Source organism: Pelomonas candidula, from assembly GCF_043555985.1.
In the GTDB taxonomy this organism is placed as follows: Bacteria; Pseudomonadota; Gammaproteobacteria; order Burkholderiales; family Burkholderiaceae_C; genus Pelomonas; species Pelomonas candidula.
Map to the genome: position 1 here is coordinate 505,508 of NZ_JBIGIC010000002.1, position 23,387 is coordinate 528,894.

Consider the following 23,387-nt stretch of genomic DNA (forward strand, 5'->3'; position numbering starts at 1 on the left):
CGGCAGTGCCGGCCCTGATCTTGACCACGCCGGGCCGGCCTCCTGGCCGGCCCGGGAGGGCTTTCAGTCCTTGGCGTAGATGTCCACGTCCTTGGTTTCGCGGACGAACAGCAGGCCGATCACGAACGTCACCGCGGCGATGACGATGGGGTACCACAGGCCGTGATAGATGTTGCCGTTCTGCGCCACCATCGCGAACGTGATGGACGGCAGCAGACCACCGAACCAGCCGTTGCCGATGTGGTACGGCAGGCTCATCGACGTGTAGCGGATGCGGGTCGGGAACATCTCCACCAGCATCGCGGCGATCGGGCCGTAGACCATGGTCACGTAGATGACCAGCACGAACAGGATGGCGATGACCATCGGCACGTTGACCTTGGCCGGGTCGGCCTTGGTCGGGTAGCCGGCGGCCTTCATCGCGTCGGCCAGGTCCTTCTTGAAGGTGGCGATGGCCTTGGTGCTGGCTTCGTCGAACTTGTGCTCGGTCAGCTTGGTGGCGGTCGGGACGGGGATCTCCTTGTCGCCGATGCGCACGACGGTCGGCGCGCCGGCGGCGGCCTCGACGGTCTCGGAGCTGGCCGAGGACACGGCCAGCGCACGCTTGGCGATGTCGCAGGCGCTGGTGAAGTCCACCTCACGTGCCAGCGGGCTGCCCTGGAAGGAGCAGCTGGCCATGTTGGTGGTCAGCGTCACCTTGGCGGTCGCCTGGGCCTTGGCGAGGTCGGGGTTGGCCGCCTCGGTCAGGGCCTTGAACAGCGGGAAGTAGGTCACCGCTGCCAGCAGCAGGCCGGCCAGGATGATGGGCTTGCGGCCGATCTTGTCCGACAGCGAACCGAAGATGACGAAGAACGGCGTGCCCAGCATCAGCGAGATGGCAATCCAGATGTTGGCGCTGGAGTTGTCGACCTTCAGCACCGACGTCAGGAAGAACAGCGCGTAGAACTGGCCCGAGTACCAGACCACGCCCTGGCCGGCCACGAGGCCAAACAGCGCCAGCAGCACGATCTTCAGGTTCTTCCACTGGCCGAAGGACTCGGACAGCGGTGCCTTGGACGTCTTGCCCTCGGCCTTCATCTTCTGGAAGGCAGGCGACTCGTTCATCGACAGACGAATCCACACCGAGATGCCCAGCAGCAGGATGGAGACGATGAACGGCACGCGCCAGCCCCACTCGGCGAAGTCTTTCTCGCCGAACGTGGTCCGCACGCCGAGGATGACCATCAGCGACAGGAACAGGCCCAGCGTCGCCGTGGTCTGAATCCACGACGTGTAGGCGCCGCGCTTGCCCTGCGGCGCATGCTCGGCCACGTAGGTGGCCGCGCCGCCGTACTCACCGCCGAGGGCCAGGCCTTGCAGCAGGCGCAGGCCGATCAGGATGACCGGCGCCGCCGCGCCGATCGTGGCGTAGGACGGCAGCACGCCGACGATGAACGTCGACAGGCCCATGATCAGGATGGTGACCAGGAAGGTGTACTTGCGGCCGATCATGTCGCCCAGGCGGCCGAACACCAGCGCGCCGAAGGGGCGCACGATGAAGCCGGCGGCAAAGGCCATCAGCGAGGCGATGAAGGCGGCTTGCGGGTCCAGGCCCGCGAAGAACTGCTTGGCGATGATGGGTGCCAGCGAGCCGTAAAGGTAGAAGTCGTACCACTCGAACACCGTGCCCAGCGAGGAAGCGAAGATGACCTTCTTTTCCTCTTGAGTCATCGGCGCCGCGGCGGAAGCTGCTGCAGTTGCCATTGAAAAGTCTCCGTCTGTAGTCGGACCGCCCCACGGCGGGGTGCCCTTGCGGCGTGACTATTGCCACGGCCTCTGACCCCGTTCTGACGCGAGTCTGAATCGAGGCTGACAAACCCCGCAACAACCCGGGGTTCGCATTTCTCAATGCGAGAGCAGACGCAGCTCGCGGGTAAATCCCGAGACGGTGTTTCAGCCCGAGATGAGGCGTGTCGTTTCAATCGGGCCGAGCGACGGGCCACCCCAAGCCGGCCCGTCGGGCGATGTGCTTGCGGTTCGATGCCGCAAGCATCGCCATCCCCTCGGGAGCTGAGGCCGGACACATTGAGCCCAGTGAGCTCGATGTGCCTGCCGAAGCGCTGCGGCGCAAGCCGCGGCGTAGTCCCGGACCAGCCGCACTCGCATGCAGCGCAGCGCAGCGCGGCTGGGCGACGGGCTTCAATGTTTGCGGGTGACGCCCGGGCGCTGGCGCCCGGCCTCTTCCCAGATGCCGCTGCGGAACCACGGGTCGTCGTCCAGCGCCGCGCGCAGCATCGGCAGCGCGTCCTGGCCCCAGAACAGCCGCCCCTCGAACTCGACGGTCGGCACGCCGAACACGCCCAGGGCCAGCGCGGCCTCGGTCTCGGTGCGCAGCCGCTGCTTGACGGTCTCGCTGGCCGGGTCCTGCTCCGGCGCGAGGCGCGCCGTCAGCTCGGCCAGTCGGGCTGAGTCGTTGGCATCGGCACCGGCGCCGCGCCAGACGTGGTGGAACAGTTGCTCGACGACCCAACGCCCCGGCGTGTCGCCCGGCTGGCCCTCGGGCGCCGCGCAGGCCCAGGCCAGGCGCAGCAGCGGCAGCGGGTTGAAGGGATGCTGGGCCGGCGGGTCCAGCACGACGCCCTGGCGGTGCGCCAGCCAGGCCACGTGGCGGAAGGTCCAGCGCCGCTTGGTGTCGATCTCGGCCGGCCCCTTCTGGCCCAGCGCCTGCAGCAGCGCCGCAAACAGGATGGGCCGGTAGACGACCTCCACGCTCAGGCCCGCCAGGGCCTCGGGCAAGGCCTCGAAGCCCAGGGCCGCGTAGGGCGAGATGGGGTCGAAATAGAAGGTCAGCCGCTTCATGGATTCAGCCTTTCGCGTTGGACACCGCGCCCAGCCAGAGGCCGCGGCGCTGCAGCTCGATGCGGCGCGCGGGCAACTGGTCGAGGATCTGCCGCTGCCGCAGTTCGGGCGCACTGCCCCAGCCGGCGATCTCGTCGAGCCGGCGCGCGCAGCCGCGGCACCAACCGCTGGCCGCGTCCATCTGGCAGACGTTGACGCAGGGAGATTTCGGCGCACCGCCCGAGGAGATGGCAGGGCCGCTCGAGCCGGCCCGGCACGGGTCCGGCGGGGGCTCGACGGCCTTCACGACTGCACCACGTCGATGACCGGCGCGCCGGTGATCTTCTCCAGCTCGGCCGGCGTCAGCCTGAACACGCCGTTCGGATGCCCGGCCGCGGCCCAGATGACGTCGAAACGGAACAGCTCGCGGTCGATGAAGAGCCGCGGCGGCGCGGCGCCATCGACCGGTGCGAAACCGGCCGGCGACACGCCGCCGATGGAGAAGCCGGTACGGGCCTTGACGAAGTCGGCGTCCGCGCGGCCCAGTGCGCCGGTGTGGGGCTTGAGCTTGGCCTCGTCGACACGCTTGTCGCCCGACGTGATGACCAGCACGGCCGAGTCGTCCGCCTTGAGGCGGAAGACGACGGACTTGGCGATCTGGCCCAGCGTGACGCCCAGCGCGTCGGCCGCCTCCTGCGCAGTGCGCGCGGCAACGTCCAGCCACAGCGGGCGGTGCGGGTGGGCATGCGCGGCCAGCGCGGCAGCGACGCGCTGGAAGCCTTCGGGGCGGGTGTCGAGGGAGTCGGTATCAGCCATGGCCGCGATTGTGTCGCGGCGCATCGAAGCCGCGCTCAGTCGCGGTCCTTGTCGCGGCCCTTGCCATGGCCATGGCCATGGCCGCGGTCACCGCGATCGTTGTCACGGTCGCCACGGTCACGATCCCGCCCCTGTTCGTTCTCCATGCGTGGCCGCTCGTAGCGCTCGTGGTACCAGTCCTCGCGGACGAAGTAGACCGGCACGCCGCAGGCGTCGTACTGGGCGCAGTGCTTGGCCCAGTTCTTCTGGTGGCCCGGCGGCACGCGCAGGTAGACAGGCTCGACATGCACAGGCCGGCGCTGCACCCAGACGGGCTGGGCCACGACGACGGGCGGCGGCGCGGCGTTGCCGATGTCGATGCGGCCATAGAAGCCGGGCTGGCCGATCTGGATGGACACGCCGACGTCGGCGGCGTGGGCCGCGGCGGCGGCCAGCAGGGTGGCGCTCAGGCCGAGCAGGATCTTCTTCATGGCGTGTCTCCTTGCCGATCAGGCATCTGGCAGTGTGAACTCGAAATCATAGAAGTGCTGATGGCCTTCGACGCGGATGGTCATGCGGCCGGCGAGCCCGGCCAGCGCGCCGGTGCCGGAGTCCGGCACGACGCCGATCTCCAGCGACGGCGTGCCGCGCGCCATCAGCCCACGGTGCACGAGAGCGAAGCTGCCCTCGCGCCCCTGCAGCGTGCCGGTCACCGTCTCCAGCGCAACGTAGGCGGCCGAGCCGGCGGCGGCGCCGTGCGTGGCCAGCATCTGGCCGGCGCCGTGGGCTTGCAGTTCGCCCCGGTAGTGCTTGTCGAGCAGCATGCGGCCGATGGCGGGGCTCTCGGCCTCGCCGTCCCGGCCGGTCATGCCGACGCTGAATTCACCGCTGATGGTCGTCATGGTCGAGTCTCCTGGAGGGGCTGGGGCGCTTCGGCCCGCAGCGGCGTGTAAAGCGGCAGCGCAACGCGCACGGGGATGACGTCGAGCCGCGCGCCCAGCAGCGTATAGCCGTCGGCGCCGGGCGCGGCGTCGCGCCAGCCCACGAGGCCGGGAGCGCGGTACAGGCGGAACTCGAAGCCGACGCCAGGCATCGCATCCTGCGGCGGAGGCTGGTGGCGATAGGCCAGGCCCAGCACCTCGGGCGCGGCGCCTTCCAGCAGTTGGGCCAGCGCGGCGTGCAGGCAGCCCTCGCCGAGGATGTCGAGGAAGTAACGACCGGCCTCCCGCAACGGCAGGAAGCCCGGCGCGGCGGGGTCGATGCGGCGCCCGTCGCGCTTGCGCGCCGCCGGCGTCGTCACGCCACTGTCGAGGTCGTGGCTGTCGCCGGCGTCGAGGTAGGACAGCCGCACGCCACGCAGGTTGAAGGCCGGCAGCGCCGCGTCATGCGTGGCCTCGCCGATGTCCACGAGCAGCGCGCCGGCGCCGCCGATGACCTCCAGCCTCGCGCCCCGGATGACGACGGCGGCGTTCTCGTCGACGCCCAGGCCCATGCGGCAACCCAGCGCGTGCAGGGCCGGCAGCATGCGGCCGATGCGGCCGCGCTTGAGGAAGTGCTGGTCGACCAGCAGCCAGTCCCGCACGAACCCGAGGCCCTGGTCGTACTCCTGGCCGGCGCGCCACAGGCCCTTCATGACGGCCAGGTTGTCCATCGCGTCGCGGAACATCAGCCGGCTCATGACGGCGGCGCCGGCGCTGGTGCCGGCGATGACGCCACCAGCCTCGAACACGGCGCGGATGGCGCCCAGCATGGCCGTCTCCCGGCCGCCGGGCCGCAGCGTGTCGACGATGTATTCCTGCGCGCCGCCCGAGAAGAACACGGCGCGGCTGGCGGCGACCTGGGCGATCAGTGCCGGGTCGTGCAGCCGGGCCTGCAGGTCGATGCCGTCCAGGTGCGGCGCGATGGGAACGACCTGGGCGACGGCGCCGCAGCGCTCCAGCGCCGCGACGATCTGGGCGGAGATGCGCTCGGGCTCGTAGGCCGCCGTCGGGAACACGGCGATGGGGGCGCCCGGGCCGCCGGCCTCGTCGACGATGCGCTGCCAGACAGCATCGCTGTCAGCTTTCAGCGCACCACCGATGACGACGACGGTGCCGGCTTGAGGGGAAGTCTGCAATTTGGGCGGCTGGGCCCCGGCGCGGACGCCGGAAAGGCTGGATTTACAAACCGCAATGATCGCAGCCCCGCGGCACCGGCGACAGCGGGTCGGGCCCGAGGCCCTCCGCGCCTCGCAGCCCGCCCTGCGTGACGCGCCCGCTACTGGCCCGAATGCTCGGGTGCGGACGGCACCACGGCGGCGGACGCCGGCGCTGCCGGCTTTTGCGCGCCGTCCCAGCCGCCGTACAGCGGCATCGGCAGCCGCACGGGGCTGATGTCCAGGTAGAGGTTGGTCACCGTGAACTGCTCGCCGCCGAACTCCTCGGTGCTCCAGCCCATCGAGTCCGAGCCCTTGTAGACGCGGAACAGGAAGCCCAGTTCCGCCAGCGGGTCGTTGGCACGCGGCAGCACGTCGAAGGCCAGGCCCTTGACCTCCTTGCGCACACTGTCGATGAGGCGGCTCATCGCGTTGGAGATGGTCGAGTCGCCCAGCATGTCGAGGTGGAAGACATCGTCCGTGTAGTAGGGCTTGAAGTTGGGAGACTCGGCGTCGTGCAGCTCCCCGCGCAGCTTGGGGGCCGACGGCGTCGTCGAACGCGCCCGCACGTGATAGCGGTCGCCGTGCTCCAGGTAGGACAGCCGCGCGCCCTGCACGTTGAAGGCCCCCAGCGTGGCATCGCTCTTGGCCTCGGTCAGGTCGACGACCAGCGCACCGCGGTCGCCAATGATCTCGATCTCGTCGCCGCGGATGATGGCCGCCGTGTTCTCGTCCACGCCCAGGCCGATCTTGTAGCCCTTGGCCATCATCAGCGGAATCATGCGGCCGAAGCGCCCGCGCTTGAGGAAGTGCTGGTCGACGAACAGGTTCGGGCCGACGAAGCCCAGCCCGCGATCCACCTGCTTGCCGTCGGTGAAGCGGCCCTTGAGGATGTTGATGACGCTGGGCGCGTCGCGGAACATGATGGTGCTCATGATGGCCGCGCCGGCCGACGTGCCGGCCACGACGCCGCCCTTGCGGTAGACATCCCAGATGGCTTCCAGCATCGGCGTGCTCTGGCCGCCGGGCTGCAGCACGTCGACGATGCGCTCCTGCGTGCCGCCGGTGAAGAACACGCCCCGGGCCGCCTTGACCTTGGCGATCAGCGCCGGGTCGCGGACGACCTTGTTCAAGTCCACCCACAGGAACTTGGGCGCCACGGGCAGGGCTTCGGCAATGGCGCCGCGGCGCTGCAGCAGGTCCACGACCTGCTTGGCGCTGGCTTCGGGATCTTCACTGGCCGTGCCGAAAACGACGAAGCGCGCGCCCTTGCCGCCGGCCAGCTGCACGATGCGCTGCCAGACCTCGTCGTTGTCGGCCTTCAGCGCGCCACCGATGGGCACGGCATAGCCGCGAATGGCCGGTTCGGCATCGGCGAGTGGCAGCAGCGCGCCCGAGGGCGCCGCCCCCGGCGCGGCGGTTGCAGCCGGGGCCGCCTTGGGCGCCACGGCGCGAGCGCTCGAAGCCGGCGTGGACGGGCGGAACAGACGCAACGCCTGGGACGCACTCGCCGCCGGCGCCGGTGGCGTTGCCGCCTCCACCCCGATGGCCAGGGCCATCGCCGCCAGCCCCAACCCGATTCGTGCCCACCATGCCCTCATGCCCAAGTTCCTTCTGCTTCCATCGCGCGATGATGACAGACGCCCCATGAAGGTTCGCCCCTAATCCGAACGATAAGCGGCGTGGCGCGCGCGAGACGAAACTCACCCCTTGAGACCGGCATCGGGCGCCCCCGTGCCTAGACTCGCGGCCAGTGTCACCAGCCTTCCGGAGTCTGCAGATGAAATCCCCGTGCCCCTCCCGCATCGCCCTGGCCACGGCGCTGTTGGCCCTGAGCTGCAGCGCCCAGGCCCAGGACAAGCTCGAGCGTGTGGAGGTCACCGGCACGGCAATCAAGCGCATCGAGGGCGAGACGGCACTGCCGGTGCAGGTCATCACGCGCGCCGAGATCGACAAGGCCGGCGTGACGACGGCCGCCGAGCTGTTGGCACGCGTCAGCGCCAGCGCCAATAACCTCACCGACGGTGGCAGCGTCGGCTACGGCGGCTTCCGCGACCAGATGGGCTTCAACGCCGCCAACCTGCGCGGCCTGGGCGTGTCGTCCACCCTCGTGCTGCTCAACGGCCGGCGCGTCGCCAACTTCGCGTCGCCGGGCGACGCGGCCGGCGTAGACCTGAACAGCATCCCGGCCGCGGCCATCCAGCGCGTCGAGATCCTGCTGGACGGCGCCTCGTCGCTGTACGGCTCGGACGCCATCGGCGGCGTCATCAACTTCATCACGCGCAAGGACTTCTCCGGCGCCGAGGTCAGCGTGCTGGCCGGCAACACGACCGAGGGCGGCGGCGCGAACAAGCGCTCGGCAACGGTGGCGGGCGGCTTCGGCGACTACGGCCGCAACGGCTTCAACGTCATGGCTGTTCTTGACTTGCAGAAGACCAGCAGCCTCAACGCATCGCGTCGCAAGTTCATCAAGGAGCTGGACATCCCCGGGCGGCTGCCGGACCTGCTGTCCAGTGCCACCTTCCCCGGCAACATCAAGCTGGACGAGAACCTGTCCGGCTCCGAGCAGCGCGACACCCTGATCAGCGAGGGCTTCAAGGCCAACGGCAAGGACGTCATCAGCAGCTACACGATCAACCCGGCCGCGGCCACGGGCTGCAACCCGCCGGCCACGCTCTACCTGCCCGCCGGCATCGGCGGCGTGGACGGCTGCACCTTCGACTACATGCGCGACATCGAGCTGTATCCCAAGTCCGACAAGCGCAGCCTGTTCACCCGCGGCGTGTTCGACCTGGGCGGTGGCCACCAGCTCTTCGCCGAAGCCTCGATGGCGCGCGCGACCACGCTCTACACCGGCACGCCCAACCGGGTGGATGCCGAGATGGACGTGTCGCTGGTTCCGGCACTCAAGAACACCGGCATCGCAGCCTTCGACCCGGGTGACGAACGCCGGATCATCGTCGTCCGCACCCGGTTGACCGAAGCCGGCCTGCGCACCAGCGAACTCGTGTCGGCCACCAACCGGTTCGTGCTCGGCACCAACGGGGTGCTGGCCGGCTGGGACTACGAATGGGCGCTGAACCACAGCACCAGCACGGTGTCCGACCGCGACCACCAGGGCTACCTGAACGAACAGATGGTCATGGACGGCTTCGCCGCCGGCACGCTGAACGCCTTCGGTCCGTCGGGTGCCGCCGGCCTGGCGCTCTACGAGAAGGCGCAGATCCGCGGCGAGGTGCGACGCGCCACCGGCACGATGGACAGCCTGGACTTCAAGACCTCCAAGGCACTCGCCCCGCTGGCCGGCGGCGACCTGGCACTCGCCTTCGGCGGGGAGTTGCGCCGCGAGAAGCAGAACTACCACCAGTCCGACGCGCTGAAGCAGGACCTCATCCTCGGCGAGACCTCGCAGGGACCGGACTCCGACTTCGGCAAGTCGCGCCAGGTCGGCGCGGTCTTCACCGAGATCAGCGCACCGGTCACCAAGCAGCTGGAGCTGGACGCAGCGCTGCGCTACGAGCACTACCAGGTCAGCGGTGGCGCGGTCAGTCCCAAGCTGGGCCTGAAGTACGTGCCCATGCCCGAGTTGCTGCTGCGCGCATCGGTCGGCCGTGGCTTCCGCGCGCCCAGCATGTCGGACCTGTACCGCCCGGTCACCACCGGCAGCGCCGCCATCCTGGTCGACCCGGTCTGCATGGCCAACGACCCGACCAACACCGTCACCGACTGCTCCGACGGCTGGACCACGCTGAACTACAGCAATGCCAAGCTCAGACCCGAGAAGTCACGCCAGTTCTCCCTCGGCGCCGTGTTCGAGCCGCAGCGTGGCGTCAGCCTGAACGTCGACTACTGGAACATCGAGAAGAGCAACCTCATCAGCACGCTGGGCGTAGACACGATCCTCAACAACCTGGACAAGTACGGCAGCCTGGTGCACCGCCGCTACGACACGAACCTGCCGGCCTATTGCGCGGACGTCGCCGACCCCGACAGCAGCAAGATCTGCGCGATCGACCTCATCAAGGAGAACCGCGGCAAGCAGCGCATCTCCGGCCTGGACTTCGGCGTCGCGCTGACGGAACTCAAGACGAGCATCGGTCAGTTCGGCCTGCGCTTCAATGGCACGCTGACGCTGAAATCCGAGCAGCAGGCCGGCGACGGCGACCCCTTCATCAGCAACCTCAACGTCTTCTACAACGACGGCGTCGTGCAGCGCTGGCGGCACACGCTGAGCGTCGACTACGACACCGGGCCGTTGTCGTTCACGCTGTCCAACAGCTTCTTGTCGGGCTACGACGACCAGCACGTGATCGGCAAGCCGGACCGCAAGGTCGGCGCCTACTCGCTGTGGAACCTGTCGGCCGGCTGGGAAGCCACCAAGGCCCTGACGCTGCGCGCCGGCGTGCAGAACCTGTTCGACAAGTCGCCGCCGTTCTCGCAGCAGGCCTACTTCTTCCTGAACGGCTACGACCCCAGCTACACCGATCCGCGCGGCCGCTTCGTCTACGTCAGCGCCAAGTACGCGTTCAAGTGACCAGCTCACGCACCCAGTCCGGCAAGGCGATCGCCTTGTCGGTCCGGGCGTCGAACCACAGCGTCGTCGCGCCGCCCTCGGCGTAGACGACGCCGGGCTCGTCCACGCGTTCCAGCGTGATCCACGTCTCGAAGCTCGTCCGGCCCGGGTCGCTGACGTAGTGCTTCGCCAGCACCTCGCCCGGGCATTTGAGCTGCCGGTAGAAGTTGCAGAACGCGTTGACGATGACCGGCCCCTGCCCGCCCGGGTTGGGCGGCGCGCCGATGCTCGTGAGCCAGTCCACGCGCGCGATCTCCAGGTAGCGGAAATACAGCGTGTTGTTGATGTGGCCCATCGCGTCCATGTCGCCCCAGCGCATGGGGATGCGGGCCTCGTAGGTTAGCTTCTTCTGCGCCGGGACGACAAATCTCATGGCGCGATGCCCAGCTCTGCGGCGATGCGGTTGACGAGTTGGCGCAACGAGGCAACCTCGGCGCGCAGCAGGGCCACCTCTTCATCGCGCGGCAGGGCGGCAGCCACCGCATGCTCGACCGACGCCACCGGCCCGCACAGCAGATGCGCCCAGCGCGCCTCCCGCGCGCCAGGTGCCTTGGGCAGCTTGACGGCGAAGGGCTGCTCGCGCCCGGCCAGTTCCTCCAGGAAACCCTCCACCGACGACACGTCGGCGAAGCGATGCAGCCGCTCGGTGTTCTGGCGCAGCTCGGCCGCCGTCTGCGGGCCGCGCAGCATCAGCTGCGTCAGCAGCGCCATGGCAGCGCCGGGCACGCCCAGGCCGCGCGCGAAGTTGTGCTCGTAGCGCACGACACGGCTGCCGCTGACGGTGTTGACGAGGTGCAGCGCCTTGAGCTCCTCCACCGTCGCCAGCACTTCGGCTTCGCTGACGTCCATGACCGGGTCGCGCGCCGTCTTCTGGTTGCAGCCGGCGGTCAGCGCATTGGCCGACAGCGGGTAGCTGTCCGGCACGGTGGATTCCTTTTCGACGAGGACGGCGAGGACGCGGGCCTCCAGTGGGGTCAGGTCACGACGGCTCATCAAACACCAAATCCATCGTCGGCTTGAATCACCGCGCCATTGATGAAATGGCTCTCGTTGGCACACAGCATCAGCAGCGCGGTGTCGAGGTCCTTGGGCTGGCCCACGCGCTTGCGCGGCAGCAGGTCGACGAGCTTCCTGCCCTGCTCGGTGTCCCAGTGGTGGTGGTTGATCTCGGTGTCGATGTAGCCAGGGCAGATGGCGTTCACGTTGATGCCGTACTTGCCCCACTCCAGCGCCATCGCCCGCGTCATGTGGATGACGGCGGCCTTGCTCATCGCGTAGACGCCGATCTGACCCAGCACGCGCAGCCCTGCCATCGACGCCACGTTGACGATGCGCCCGCCGATGAAGGTGCCTGGCGCCGCGCCGCGCGCACGGGCCAGCATGCGCTTGCCCACCTCCTGCGCGACGAAGAACGCGCCGCGCGTGTTGGTGTCCATCACGAAGTCGTAGTCGTTCTCGGTGACGTCGGTGAGGCGCTGCGTCGTGCTGACGCCCGAGTTGTTGATGAGGATGTCCAGCGTGCCAACCTCGGTCTCGGCGTGAGCGACGGCGGCCTTGATGCTGGCCACGTCGGTCACGTCCAGCTGCACGACATGCGCATCGCCGCCGTTGCCCTCGATCTCGGCGCGCAGATCCTTCAGCCGCTCGATGCGCCGGCCGGCCAGCACGACGCACGCGCCGGCCTGCGCAAGCGTGCGGGAGAACTGCGCGCCCAGCCCGCTGGACGCTCCGGTGACGAGGGCCACGCGGCCTTCGAGGTTGATGGAGTAACTCATGAGACTGCCTCTTCGTGATGCTTGGCCCATCCTACCGGCCTAGAGGTCGGGCACTAAAAAAGCACGATCGTTCTTTTTTTGAATCCACCTCCTTAGAATCGCGCCCAATTCAGTTTTCGGAGACTCGGCATGACATCAGAAGAAATCCTGGCCCAGTTCGGCCCCCGCGAGTCCATGGAGTACGACGTGGTCATCGTCGGCGGCGGCCCGGCGGGCCTGGCCACGGCCATCCGGCTCAAGCAGATCAAGCCCGACGCCAACATCGTCGTGCTGGAGAAGGGCTCGGAGCCCGGCGCCCACATCCTGTCCGGCGCGGTGATGGACCCGCGCGCCATCACGGAGCTGTTCCCCAACTGGAAGGAGCTTGGCGCGCCGCTGAACCAGGCCGTGACAGGCGACGACGTGCTGCTGCTCAACGAGACCGGCAGCACCCGCATGGCCGACTGGCTGGTGCCACGCAACTTCCACAACCACGGCTGCTACGTCATCAGCCTGTCCGACGTCGTGAAGTGGATGGCGCAGCAGGCTGAGGCGCTCGGCGTCGAGATCTTCCCGGGTTTCGCCGCCGCCGAGGTGCTCTACGACGAACAGGGCCGCGTCAAGGGTGTGGCCACCGGCAACATGGGGCTGGGCAAGGACGGCGAACCGACCGACCATTTCCAGCTCGGCATGGAGCTGCTGGGCAAGTACACCGTCTTCGCCGAAGGCGCGCGCGGCCACCTCGGTAAACAGTTGCTGGCCAAGTACAAGCTGGCAGAAGGCAAGGACACGCAGACCTATGCCATCGGCATCAAGGAGTTGTGGGAAATCCCCGCCGACAAGGCCCAGCCCGGCAAGGTCGTGCACACGGCCGGCTGGCCGATGGAGGGCGACACCTTCGGCGGCGGCTTCCTGTACCACCTGGACGGCAACAAGGTCACGCTGGGCTTCGTCATCGGCCTGGACTACGACAACCCCTACCTGAGCCCGTTCGAGGAGATGCAGCGCTGGAAGGCCCACCCGGCCATCCGCGCCCATATCGAGGGCGGCAAGCGCATCGGCTACGGCGCACGCGCCATCAACAACGGCACGCCGCAGGCCCTGCCCAAGACCGTGTTCCCGGGCGGCTGCCTCATCGGCTGCGACGCCGGCTACCTGAACGCCGCCCGCATCAAGGGCAGCCACGCGGCCATCAAGAGCGGCATGCTGGCCGCCGAGGCGCTGGCGCCAGCGCTGGACGCCGGCCGCGCGCAGGACGAGCTGACCGCCTACCCCGAGGCCTTCGAGAAGAGCTGGCTGAACGAGGAGCTGCAGCAGAGCCGCAACTTCAAGCTCTGGTTCAAGAAGGGCAAGACCGTCGGCGAGCTGATGACCGGCATCGAGCAGTGGCTGCTGCCCAAGCTGGGCGTCAAGACGCCGCCGTGGACGCTGCACAACCACAAGGCCGACAACACCGCGCTGCGCCCAGCAGCCGAGTGCAAGCCCATCGCCTACCCCAAGCCGGACGGCAAGCTGACCTTCGACCGCCTGTCTTCGGTGTTCATCTCCAACACCAATCACGAGGAAAACCAGCCCGCCCACCTGACGCTGAAGAGCGACGCGGTGCCGGTGCAGATCAACCTCGCGAAGTACGCCGGCCCCGAGAGCCGCTACTGCCCGGCGGGCGTCTACGAGTTCGTGCCCAACGAGGCCGGCGGCGGCGAGCGTCTGCAGATCAACGCGCAGAACTGCGTGCACTGCAAGACCTGCGACATCAAGGACCCGACGCAGAACATCGTCTGGGTCACGCCGGAAGGCGGCGGCGGTCCCAACTACGCCGGCATGTAAGTCCCCTTGCGCTGCCTCCGCGGAGGCCGATAGGCTGCGGCCTCTTCGGCATCCCCAGGAGACGGCGTGAGCGACGGAAAGATCAGGGTCGGCATCGGTGGCTGGGACTTCGAGCCCTGGCGCGACAACTTCTACCCCCACGGCTGGCCGCAGGCCCGTGAGCTGCAGTACGCCAGCCAGCGGCTGACCGCCATCGAGATCAACAGCACCTACTACGGTGCGCAGAAGCCCGCGACCTTTGCCAAGTGGCGGCAGGAGACGCCCGACGGCTTCGTGTTCTCGCTCAAGGCCATCCGCTTCGCGACGCAGCGCCGCGTGCTGGCCGACGGCGCGGACTCGATCAAGCGCTTCATCGAGTCCGGCATCGCCGAGCTGGGTGACAAGCTCGGGCCCATCGTCTGGCAGCTTGCACCCACGCACAAGTTCGACGCGGCCGACCTGACGGCCTTCCTGGAGCTGCTGCCGGCGCAGGTCGACGGCCTGAAGCTGCGCCACGCGCTGGACGTGCGGCACGACAGCTTCCGCTGCACCGAGTACCTGGCGCTGGCCCGCAAGTTCAATGCGGCGACGGTGTTCACCGAGTCCGACGACTACCCGCCCATTGCCGACGTGACGGGCGATTTCGTCTACTCGCGCATCATGCGCACGCACCCGGACGAACCGCTGGGCTGCAAGCCCGACGTGTTCCCTGCACTGGCCGCGTCGGCCAAGGCCTGGGCCGACGGCGGCGAGCCCGACGGCCTGCCACGCGTCGATCCGGCAGCCGATAAGGCAGCGCCGCGCGACGTCTTCGTCTACTTCATCAGCGGCGCCAAGGAGCGCGCGCCGCACGCCGCGATGGCCCTGCGGCGCGCCCTGGGCGAATCGGTCAAGGCGCCTGACGACGGCGCCTGACGCCCTTCACTTCGCGGGTGCCGCCTCCGGCGCCCGCGCCACCACCTCGATGGGCTGGCGGCCGGCCAGTCCGTGGAAGAAGGCCTGCAGCTGCTCGACCGTGACGGCGCGCAGGCCATCGGCCTCGCCCAGCATGGCGGCCTTCATGCGCGGCTCGGCCAGCACGCGCGGCAGCCAGAAGGCCCAATGGCCGTTGTGCTCTGGCGCCTTCAGCGCGGTGTCCAGCAACGGCTGCCTGGCGCGCTGCAGCTCGTCGGCGCTCACGGGCTTGTCGCCCAGTTCGCGCAGCTGCGCGGCCAGCACCTCGCGCAGGCCGTCGAACTTCTCCGGCGGCGTCTCGATCTGTACCGCGAAGGCGCCCTGCCCCGGCGTGTCCAGCGAGCCGCCGCCCGAGGCCTGCGGCGAGTAGGTGATGCCCAGCTTCTCGCGCACCGTATCCACCAAGCGCGCCTGCAGCAGCGCGGCAGCCACCCGGCCGGTGTTGGACAACGCCGGATCGGCCCAGTGGTCGGGCATGCCCCATTGCCAGCCAAACACGGCCTGGTCGGCGCGGCCGCGGTGGAAGGCCACGTGCGGCGTGCCGCCGTCGGCCAGCGCCGCCTGCCGCAGGTCGACACGCGGCGGGCGTGGCCGCTCGGCGCCCGAGCCGAAGGTGGCCTGCACGGCAGCGATCGCCGCGTCCACGCTGACATCGCCGACGATGACGACATCGGCCGCCCCCGCCAGTGGCCCGCGCAGCATGGCGGGCAGTTCGTCGGCCTTCGTGGCCGCGATGTCGGCCGCGCTGGGCATGATGCCCAGCCTTGCGTCGCCGCTGTTCATCACCCGGCTGCGTTCGCGCTGGAAGACGATGGCCGGCAGGGCCTCGAACTGGTTGGACATCATGGGCGCCACGCCGGTGAGCTTGTCGGCCATCTCGGGCCGGAAGCCCGGGTCCCGCGCGAAGGCCGCCAGCACCTGCAGTTCGGCCAGCAGGTCGGCCGGGCGGGTGTTGCCCTGCAGCACGAAGTTCGACTTGTCGACCGCCAGGTTCACGCCGATCAGCTTGCCGGTGGCCTGCTGCCACTGCGTCAGCTCGGCCACGGAGCGCTGGCCGGTGCCGCCCAGCGGCATGAAGTTCAGCGCCCAGACGGCGTGCAGCTGCTGCGGCGCGAGGCCGGCGCGGCCCTGGCCCAGGCGTGCCTGCACACTGAGCTTGTCCTTCTCCTGCGCCGTGCTCTTCACCACCAGCCGCGTGCCGTTGGCGAACTGCACGGTGGTCGTACCCAGGTCGGCATCGGTCGACTTGCTGGTGATGGCGCTGGCCGGGCCGAAGTCGGTGTACGGCCAGTCGACGGCCGTCACCGCTGCCTGCGCCGCCAGCGGGCGGGACAGTGCCTGCGCCACCTGCTGCTCCAACGCGCCGACGCCGGCGGGACCGGCCTTGGCGCTGCGGAACACCAGTGGCTTGCCGCCGAAGTCGCGGCGCAACGCGGCGGTCAGCTCGTCAGGCGTGATGCCGGCCAGCATCGGTTCGGCCTCGGCCAGCGTCTGCGCGGCGCTCTGGTAGAGCCCGTCCTGGTGGGCGGAGTTCAGCAGCGCGTCGGCGATGGCCGCGTGCTGCCGCGTCGGCGCCTGGGCCACGGCCGACTGCAGGAAGCTGCGCACCGTCGGCAGCACCCGTTGCAGGTCGGCCGGTTGCACGCCCTGGGCCTGCAGCTGGCGCAGCACCTCCACGGCCGAGTCCAGCGCCGCGGACCACCGCTCCGGCGGCGCGACCACCATCAGCTGGGCCTCGCCCGCCACCTTGTAGACGGACGGCTGCACACCGCCCTGCGCGCCGAGATAGGGGCTGCCGGCCTTGAGGCCACGGTCGGCCAGGTGCAGGTTGAGCACGGCTGCGGCAAGCTGCCTCACGAGCTGGTCGCGCGATGCCGCCAGCGTCGGCGGCCGGTTGTCGGGCGGCAGCAGCCAGCTCAGTGCCAGCGTGTCCGGCGCGCCATCGGCCACGAACTCGGCCGCTGCCTGGGCCGGCCGCGGCTTGCCGAGGTCCAGCACCTCGGGCTTGCCGGCGCGCTTCCAGCCGGCAAAGCGTTCGCGGATCTGCCGCTCCACCGCGTCGACGTCGACATTGCCCACGACCACCAGCGTCGCGTTGTCGGGCCGGTAGTTGGCCTGGTAGTAGCGGCGCAGGCGCTCGGCCGTCGCGGCCTGGATGGTCTCGATCTGGCCGATGGGCAGGCGCTGCGCGACGCGCGTGCCGGCCAGCACGAGCTGCTGCTGGGCGATGTAGGCGCGCAGCGGCGGCACGTCGCGCACCCGCTCCTCGGACAGGATGACGCCCTTCTCCTGCTCGACGAGCTGCGGCTCCAGCTTCAGGCCATCGCCGATCTCGCGGAACAGCATCAGCCCCGTGTCCAGCGCGGCGGCGTCGGCCTTGGGGAAGTTGAAGTGGTAGACCGTCTGGTCGAACGCCGTGAACGCGTTGGTGTCGGCACCGAACGCCAGCCCCTGGCGTTGCAGCATGCGCACCACCTCGCCGTCGGGCACATGGGTGCTGCCGCGAAAGGCCATGTGCTCCAGGAAGTGGGCCAGGCCGCGCTCCTCGTCCCGCTCCTGCAACGAGCCCGACCCGATGTGCAGCCGCATGGCCACGCCGTCCTTGGGCGTCTCGTTGTGCTGGATGGCATAGCGCAGCCCGTTGGGCAGGCGGCCGAAGCGCACGGCCGGGTCGGGCGCACGCTGCACCAGCTCGTGGCCCCACAGCGGGCCGGTCGCGGTCACGGCCGTGGCCGCCTTGGCCTCGGGTGCTTCGGCCCGCGCTGCGGGCGCCAGCAGCAGCCCGCCACCGGTCAGGGCCAGCGCCGCCGCCAGGGCCGTCGCGCGCATGAAGAACATCGGCTTGCTCATGTCTCGTGGGTTTCCTTGTCAGGTCTTGCCAGATGAAGCTGCCGCCACGGCAGCGGCGCGATCATTCCCCAATTCACATCAGGAAACCGTATGGAACCGGGTGAATAGCCCCCGCGGACACATCGATCACCCTTCCGGGCGGATGAGCGGCACGGCACGAGCGGCCACGCGCTGACGGGGCCATCGAGTGGCCTCCTATCATGGCGGCCATGGATTTCCCGCCCCTGCTCAGCCTGCGCCCGCATGGCGCCGACCGCGACGAAGAAGTGGCCGTCGAAGTACCCGTCGCGCTGACCGTGAACGGCATTTCGCAGGCCGTCATGCTGGCCACGCCGGCCGATCTGGAGGACTTCGCCCTCGGCTTCGGCATCGGCGAGGGCTGGTTCATGACGCGACACGAACTGCTGGACGTCGAGGCCACGCCGCAGGCCGACGGCATCGAGTTGGCGCTGACCGTGACGGCCGCCTGCGAGCAGCGGCTGAAGACGCGCCGCCGCACGCTGGCCGGCCGCACCGGCTGCGGGCTGTGTGGCGTCGAGAGCCTGGCCCAGCTCGGTAGCCGCCGGCCTGCAGCCATCGAGGCGCCGCCGGTGATGCTGGAACGCGGGGCGCTGGACCATGCACTGTCTGTACTCCCCACCGCGCAGATCCTGAACGCCCGCTGCGGCGGCCTGCACGGCGCGGCCTGGTGCCGGCCCGACGGCAAATTGGTGCTGGCGCGTGAGGACGTCGGCCGTCATAACGCCCTGGACAAGCTCATCGGCGCCCTCACCCGCCAGGATGCGGACGTCCGAGGCGGCTTCGTGCTGATGTCCAGCCGCGCCAGCTTCGAGCTGGTCCACAAGACTGCCATGGCCGGCGCAGGCTTGCTGGCCTGCATGTCGGCGCCCAGCAGCCTGGCCATCGCGACGGCGGGCGAGCTGGGTGTGCAGCTCTGGGCCTTCGTTCGCGAAGGCCGCGCGACAAGGTACGCGTAGGGCTTGCCGATCTGCCCCGGCCGGCGGGAAAGCTGAAGCAGCAGGCGCCTCCCGCGCAGGCTGCGGCCACCAGGATGAACGCGGGAGTCCCCGGACCGGGCGCTGGATCAGCGCACCATCGCCAGCGACGCTGACTCGCCCTCACCGGCCTCGAAGCTGCGCATGACGGTCCGGTCGCGACCGTTGCGCTTGGCCTCGTAGAGTGCTGCGTCGGCCGCGGCATACATGGCCTCGGGCGTCAGCCGCGATGTCGGCGCAGCCCACCAGGCCAGTCCGAAGCTGGCCGTGACGATCTTCATCGGACTCTGCGAGTGCGGCAACGCCAGCGCGTGCAGCGCCGCGCCAAGCTGGTCCACGAATTGCCGCGCCGTCTCTGCCGAACCCGCGGAGAAGATGACACCGAACTCCTCGCCGCCCAGGCGGAACACCGCATCCGTCGACCGCTTGAGGCCCGACTTCAGCGTCAACGCCAGCACCTTGAGGACAGCATCGCCCGCCTGGTGGCCGTACTGGTCGTTGTAGGCCTTGAAGAAATCCACGTCCAGCATGCACAGCGCCACCGCCTGGCCGCGCTGCGCGCCGGCGAGCGCGGCCAGGCAGACGTCGTTGAAGTGGCGGCGGTTGAAGGCGCCGGTCAGTGCGTCATGGATGGCTAGGTCACGCAACTGGCGGTTGGCGGCCTCCAGCGCCCGGGCGTCGTCGTGCAGGCGCTGCTCGTCGGCCTTGCGGCGTGTGATGTCCATGTGCGTGCCGGCCAGGCGCAGCGGCTTGCCTTCGGCATCCCGTTCGAAGACACGGCCGGTGCTCTGGACCCATACCCAGTGTCCATCGGCATGGCGCATGCGGAACTCGGCCGTGAAGCGGTCCTCATCGCCCTTGAGGTGGCGCTTGAGCGCGTTGTTCGCCTCGATGAGGTCACCAGCGTGGCACAGGCGCTCCCACGTCGTGACGTTGAAGGGTTCCAGCTCGGCCAACGTGCGGCCCAGCATCTGCGCCCAGCGCTCGTTGACAACGAGCTGCCCCGTGTCGATACGCCAGTCCCAGGTGCCGGCGGCGGTGCCGGCCAGCACGTTGGTCAGGTGCTCGCGGTCCTCGGCCAGCACGGCTTCCGTCCGCTCCAGGCGGCGGCGGATGACGAGGCTGCGCACCACGGCCAGCGCGACCACCAGCGTCGCCAGGCCGCCGCCGGCAAGCGCCAGCAGCGGCGCGTCGTCCTGGCCGGCGCCTACGAAACCCGGGCGCGGACGCAGCACCAGTTGCCAGGGCCGGCCGCCGACGTCCACGCTGAGCACGGTGTCGGCTGCATCGGCCTGGAAGGGCTCGCTGCCGGCCGACGAGTAGATGAGCCGGTGCTGGCCGTCCTGGTCGAAGACAAACAGATCCAGCTCGTTGGCATCGGCGCGCAACGCGGCCTCGCGCATCAGCTCGGGCACTTCGATGACGCCGGCGACATAGCCGACCAGTTCAGCGCGCCGTGCGTCCACGCCAGCCGGCCGGGCCGTGCGGTAGACCGGCGCCGACACGGCGAAGCCGTTGGCCGCCGGCCCCGCCTGGCCACGCCGGATCAGCCCGAAGGTCTCGGATGCGACCGGCGAGCCGGCATCGCGTGCCAGCAGCTTGGAGCGCATGCGGCGCGGGTCGAAGGCCATGTCCACGCCCAGCGCCGCACCGGTCTCGGGCCAGGAATAGAGCACGGGCACATGCTCGTCGCGCGGTTTGACGGCCACGAAGCCATCGCCCTGGTACTCCGGCGCCGGCTCGACGACGCGATAGCCCGGCTGCTCCAGCGCGGCGCGGCGCTCGAACTCGGCCAGCCGCGCGTGCGGCACGACCGGCTGCCACTCCAGCAGCGTCATCGTCGACGACTCGCCGATCAGACTCGCGCCGTAGCGCGCGAACTGCTCGCGCGTGGGCGCCCCCTGGGCGGAGAACATCTGGCCGCTGACCTGCAGTGACTCGACAGCTCGCACCAGTTGCAGGTCGAAGGCGCCGACGACGCTCTGGCCCATCGCCGTCAGCAGCTCGCGCTGCTGGGCCGCCGCCTTCTGCGCCAGCGAGCGGTAGGCAACGACGCTGCCCACCAGGCCCAGCGTGACGAGCACCGCCACAAGGGCTGCGTCCGTCACCAGCGACCACAGCCGCCCCGGTCCGCGCGGCATCATGGCTGGGCTCCCAGCAACGTGACGAGGCGCTCATAGAACTGCGCCTGCTGTCGCAGGAACTGGGCGGGGTCGGGGACGGCGCGGATGCGCGGCACGGCGTGCAACGCCTCCGTGCCGGCCTGCCACTCGGCATCCTGGGCGACCTGATCCAGCAAGGTGCGCCAGCGCGCCACGACGGCGGGCGGCATGCCCGGTGGCCCCAGCAGCGCCGACCAGCCCTGCAGCTGCTGCATGTCGCGCAGGCCCAGCTCGGCCGCGTTGTGCAGTCGCGGCAGCGCCCGCAACCGGCCCTGCGCCGTCGTCATCAGCCCGCGCAGCGCGCCGGACCGCACCTGCGGCACGATGCTGCGCGCGTTGTTGCAGCTGAAGTCCACCTCGCCATCCAGCAACGCCTGTGTGACTTGCGTGCCCTGGGAGAAATGAACCGGCCGCGCGGCATCGCCGGGCAGGCCGCTCAGCGACAGCAGGTAGCGCACCGCCAGGTTCTGCAGCGAGCCGGCACCCGCGGTGCCGTAGCGCAGCCGCCCGGGCGCCGCGGCAATGGCGGCTTGAAGTTGGCCCATCGACTGGATCGCCGAGCCCGCGCGAACGGCACAGATGAGCGGCGACTGGTCCAGCACAGCCAGCGCCGTGAACTCGGACGACGGCACGGCCGAGTGCCGCGACAACGCCGGCAGGATGGCGATGCTGCCGACGCGCCCAAGCAGCAGCGCGCCGCCATCGGCCGACGCGGCACGCACGGCACGGCTGGCGACGGCGCCGGATTCGGCTGTCAGGTAGACGGTCTCGAAGGACAGGCCTGCCGAGGCCCGCGCCGCGGCGGCGATGAAGTTGCGCGCCGAGCCGTCCGCTTCGCCGCCCGCGCCGAAGGGCAGGTAGAGCCTCGTGTGCGCGGTCGCGGGGGTGCTGCCACCGGCGGGTGACGCGGGCTGCCCGGGTGCAGCCTGCGCCACCGCGGGTTGGGCCACGTCGGGCTGAAATCGCGCGAGCGCCGTCCCACCGACCGCCGAGACAGCAGCCAGCGTGAGCTGCATGAGCGCTATTCGCCCCGCTCGGATTCGACTTGCAGACGCCATTTGTCGATCATAAATAACCGAGACTGGCTCTTAATTGATAAATCCACGCCGATTTGGTCAATTCATCACGAGGTTAGGAGATGGCTGCCGGAGGGGGATCGCAGACACGTCGAACCGTTACCCCCTTCCACCGCAGCTTGACCCCCCGACGGTTTCATCACCAGGGCGAAGTCCTGGAGGCCGGGTAAGCCCGATGGTCGAACAAATTGTTCGGCGCTCGAATTAATTTGCCTGTATGACGGTGCTGTGACCCATCACCGTCACGGGTGAGCCAGAACCCCCTCCACCAGACTCAACAAAATCCGGAGACAAGACCTGTGAAAACACTGCACCAAGCCTTGAGCGCATGCGCCGTCGTCGCGCTGACCCTGGCCAGCCACGATGCCCGGGCAGCCACATGGACCGCCACCTCGCCCGCCACGACGTCCTGTTCGGCCACCAACCTGTTCGCGACCTGGACCTACGGCAGCTACGGCTTCAACAACGACGTCTGGTCGCCGTGCAGCGGCGTCGCCGCCGGCGCGCAGACGATCTGGGCCAACACGAACAGCGATTGGGGCGTCTGGTCCGACCAGCCCAACACCGGCGGCATCAAGTCCTATCCGCACGTCACGTACACGGTCAACAAGACGATCAGCGCGCTGTCCACGCTGTCGTCGACGGTCTCCGTCACCTCGCCATCGGGCGGCGCCTGGGAATCGACCTACGACATCTGGGTGGGCAACAACGCCCACGAGATCATGCTGTGGCTGAACTACACCGGTACGGCGGCCGGCTGCGGCAACGTCAAGCCGATTTCCTACAACTGGACCTCGGCGGGCTGCGCGATCCCCGTCTACACCGGCGTGTCGGTGGGGGGCTCGACCTGGAACGTCTACCGCGGCAACAACGGCAGCAACATGGTCTATTCGTTCCTGCGCACGTCCAAGACGAACAACACGACGGTCGACGTGCTCGCCATCCTCAAATACCTCAAGAACCTGGGCTGGATGAGCGACCTCGTGGTGGGTGACGTGCAGTTCGGCTACGAGATCACCTCGTCGTCGGGCGGCATGAACTTCGTGACGAAGGCCTTCTCCGTCACGGCGAAGTAGCAGCGCACCCGAAGACGCGGGCCCGTCTCCCTGCGAGAGACGGGCTTTTCGCGTTCCTGAGCCGGAGGCATCCGGATCGTTGCCGAAGTCCATTCGGCCATCGACACCGGACCTCTCGTTCCGGGCGGCGCACTTCAAAAAACCGCCCTGACGGGAACACTGCATCAGCCATGACGGCCAATACCGCCGACGCCTCGGGACGAGCGCCACGCGGCTTCCAGGCGGTTGTGCCCAACGATCGCCTTGAGGATGCCATCCCACACCTTTACTCCCGATTCAGTGGAAACCCACCCACCTCCGGCGGAGGTTCCCTAGTACCGTTGGGTAGGGAGGCGAGAAGGGCCAGCGAACATGGCCACCGCCGATGCTGTGTTTCGCGGGGCATGGAGAGGTCA

General features: G+C 69.3%; 19 protein-coding genes. 5 read left to right on the plus strand and 14 right to left on the minus strand.

Annotated features, from left to right (window positions below; translation table 11 throughout):
- Positions 1-63: 63 nt before the first annotated feature.
- The 8 genes from ACG04R_RS05850 to ACG04R_RS05885 all read right to left on the minus strand — a co-directional run bounded on the left by ACG04R_RS05850 (position 64) and on the right by ACG04R_RS05885 (position 7,347).
- Positions 64-1,743 (minus strand): MFS transporter, encoded by a 1,680-nt coding sequence (locus ACG04R_RS05850; RefSeq protein WP_394407157.1) that lies wholly within the window; start codon positions 1,741-1,743, stop codon positions 64-66.
- Positions 1,744-2,178: 435 nt separating this feature from the next.
- Positions 2,179-2,838 carry a 2-hydroxychromene-2-carboxylate isomerase gene (locus tag ACG04R_RS05855; protein ID WP_394407158.1) on the minus strand — a complete coding sequence of 220 codons (660 nt, stop codon included), beginning with the start codon at positions 2,836-2,838 and terminating at the stop codon, positions 2,179-2,181.
- Positions 2,839-2,842: 4 nt separating this feature from the next.
- Positions 2,843-3,124 (minus strand): DUF1289 domain-containing protein, encoded by a 282-nt coding sequence (locus ACG04R_RS05860; RefSeq protein ID WP_394407159.1) that lies wholly within the window; start codon positions 3,122-3,124, stop codon positions 2,843-2,845.
- The gene (locus ACG04R_RS05865; RefSeq protein WP_394407160.1) at positions 3,121-3,633 is read right to left on the minus strand and encodes a YbaK/EbsC family protein; all 513 of its coding nucleotides are present in this window, start codon (positions 3,631-3,633) and stop codon (positions 3,121-3,123) included. Before ACG04R_RS05865 ends, ACG04R_RS05860 begins: the two co-directional genes overlap by 4 nt.
- 35 nt (positions 3,634-3,668) lie before the next feature.
- Positions 3,669-4,103 (minus strand): hypothetical protein, encoded by a 435-nt coding sequence (locus ACG04R_RS05870; protein WP_394407162.1) that lies wholly within the window; start codon positions 4,101-4,103, stop codon positions 3,669-3,671.
- Between the two features lie 18 nt (positions 4,104-4,121).
- A complete protein-coding gene (locus ACG04R_RS05875; protein ID WP_394407163.1) occupies positions 4,122-4,514 on the minus strand; it encodes a DUF3224 domain-containing protein in 393 nt (130 codons plus the stop codon).
- On the minus strand, positions 4,511-5,728 hold the full coding sequence (locus ACG04R_RS05880) for a cyanophycinase (RefSeq protein WP_394407165.1): 1,218 nt from the start codon (positions 5,726-5,728) through the stop codon (positions 4,511-4,513). Before ACG04R_RS05880 ends, ACG04R_RS05875 begins: the two co-directional genes overlap by 4 nt.
- Before the next feature lie 140 nt (positions 5,729-5,868).
- Positions 5,869-7,347 carry a cyanophycinase gene (locus ACG04R_RS05885; protein WP_394407166.1) on the minus strand — a complete coding sequence of 493 codons (1,479 nt, stop codon included), beginning with the start codon at positions 7,345-7,347 and terminating at the stop codon, positions 5,869-5,871.
- Positions 7,348-7,526: 179 nt separating this feature from the next.
- Between ACG04R_RS05885 and ACG04R_RS05890 the strand changes: the two genes are divergently transcribed.
- The gene (locus tag ACG04R_RS05890; RefSeq protein WP_394407168.1) at positions 7,527-10,280 is read left to right on the plus strand and encodes a TonB-dependent receptor; all 2,754 of its coding nucleotides are present in this window, start codon (positions 7,527-7,529) and stop codon (positions 10,278-10,280) included.
- Here the strand turns inward: ACG04R_RS05890 and ACG04R_RS05895 are convergent.
- Genes ACG04R_RS05895 through ACG04R_RS05905 form a run of 3 tightly spaced genes read right to left on the minus strand, consistent with a single transcriptional unit; the run spans position 10,273 to position 12,094 of the window.
- Positions 10,273-10,692: an acyl-CoA thioesterase gene (locus ACG04R_RS05895; protein WP_394407170.1), complete on the minus strand. Its 420-nt coding sequence runs from the start codon at positions 10,690-10,692 to the stop codon at positions 10,273-10,275. The genes ACG04R_RS05890 and ACG04R_RS05895 overlap by 8 nt on opposite strands.
- Complete coding sequence (locus ACG04R_RS05900; RefSeq protein ID WP_394407172.1) at positions 10,689-11,312, minus strand: YceH family protein; 624 nt, start codon at positions 11,310-11,312, stop codon at positions 10,689-10,691. Before ACG04R_RS05900 ends, ACG04R_RS05895 begins: the two co-directional genes overlap by 4 nt.
- Positions 11,312-12,094, minus strand: a complete 783-nt coding sequence (locus tag ACG04R_RS05905; RefSeq protein WP_394407173.1) for an SDR family oxidoreductase — start codon at positions 12,092-12,094, stop codon at positions 11,312-11,314. Before ACG04R_RS05905 ends, ACG04R_RS05900 begins: the two co-directional genes overlap by 1 nt.
- Before the next feature lie 129 nt (positions 12,095-12,223).
- On the opposite strand from ACG04R_RS05905, the gene ACG04R_RS05910 reads away from it, so the two are divergent.
- Positions 12,224-13,900: an electron transfer flavoprotein-ubiquinone oxidoreductase gene (locus tag ACG04R_RS05910; protein WP_394407174.1), complete on the plus strand. Its 1,677-nt coding sequence runs from the start codon at positions 12,224-12,226 to the stop codon at positions 13,898-13,900.
- A gap of 66 nt (positions 13,901-13,966) precedes the next feature.
- Positions 13,967-14,794, plus strand: coding sequence for a DUF72 domain-containing protein (locus ACG04R_RS05915; protein ID WP_394407176.1), 828 nt, complete (start codon positions 13,967-13,969; stop codon positions 14,792-14,794).
- 6 nt (positions 14,795-14,800) lie between these two features.
- Here ACG04R_RS05915 and ACG04R_RS05920 read toward each other — a convergent pair whose 3' ends face one another.
- On the minus strand, positions 14,801-17,683 hold the full coding sequence (locus tag ACG04R_RS05920) for a M16 family metallopeptidase (protein WP_394407177.1): 2,883 nt from the start codon (positions 17,681-17,683) through the stop codon (positions 14,801-14,803).
- Between the two features lie 209 nt (positions 17,684-17,892).
- Between ACG04R_RS05920 and fdhD the strand changes: the two genes are divergently transcribed.
- A complete protein-coding gene (gene fdhD, locus ACG04R_RS05925) occupies positions 17,893-18,660 on the plus strand; it encodes a formate dehydrogenase accessory sulfurtransferase FdhD (protein WP_394407179.1) in 768 nt (255 codons plus the stop codon).
- Positions 18,661-18,767: 107 nt separating this feature from the next.
- Here fdhD and ACG04R_RS05930 read toward each other — a convergent pair whose 3' ends face one another.
- Together ACG04R_RS05930 and ACG04R_RS05935 are read right to left on the minus strand one after the other, a co-directional pair.
- The gene (locus ACG04R_RS05930) at positions 18,768-20,822 is read right to left on the minus strand and encodes a CHASE domain-containing protein (protein WP_394407181.1); all 2,055 of its coding nucleotides are present in this window, start codon (positions 20,820-20,822) and stop codon (positions 18,768-18,770) included.
- A complete protein-coding gene (locus ACG04R_RS05935; protein WP_394407182.1) occupies positions 20,819-21,856 on the minus strand; it encodes a tripartite tricarboxylate transporter substrate-binding protein in 1,038 nt (345 codons plus the stop codon). The genes ACG04R_RS05930 and ACG04R_RS05935 overlap by 4 nt, the downstream gene beginning before the upstream one ends.
- Positions 21,857-22,236: 380 nt before the next feature.
- Here ACG04R_RS05935 and ACG04R_RS05940 point away from each other — a divergent pair, with 380 nt between their 5' ends.
- Positions 22,237-22,992, plus strand: a complete 756-nt coding sequence (locus tag ACG04R_RS05940) for a GH12 family glycosyl hydrolase domain-containing protein (protein ID WP_394407184.1) — start codon at positions 22,237-22,239, stop codon at positions 22,990-22,992.
- Positions 22,993-23,387: the final 395 nt, after the last annotated feature.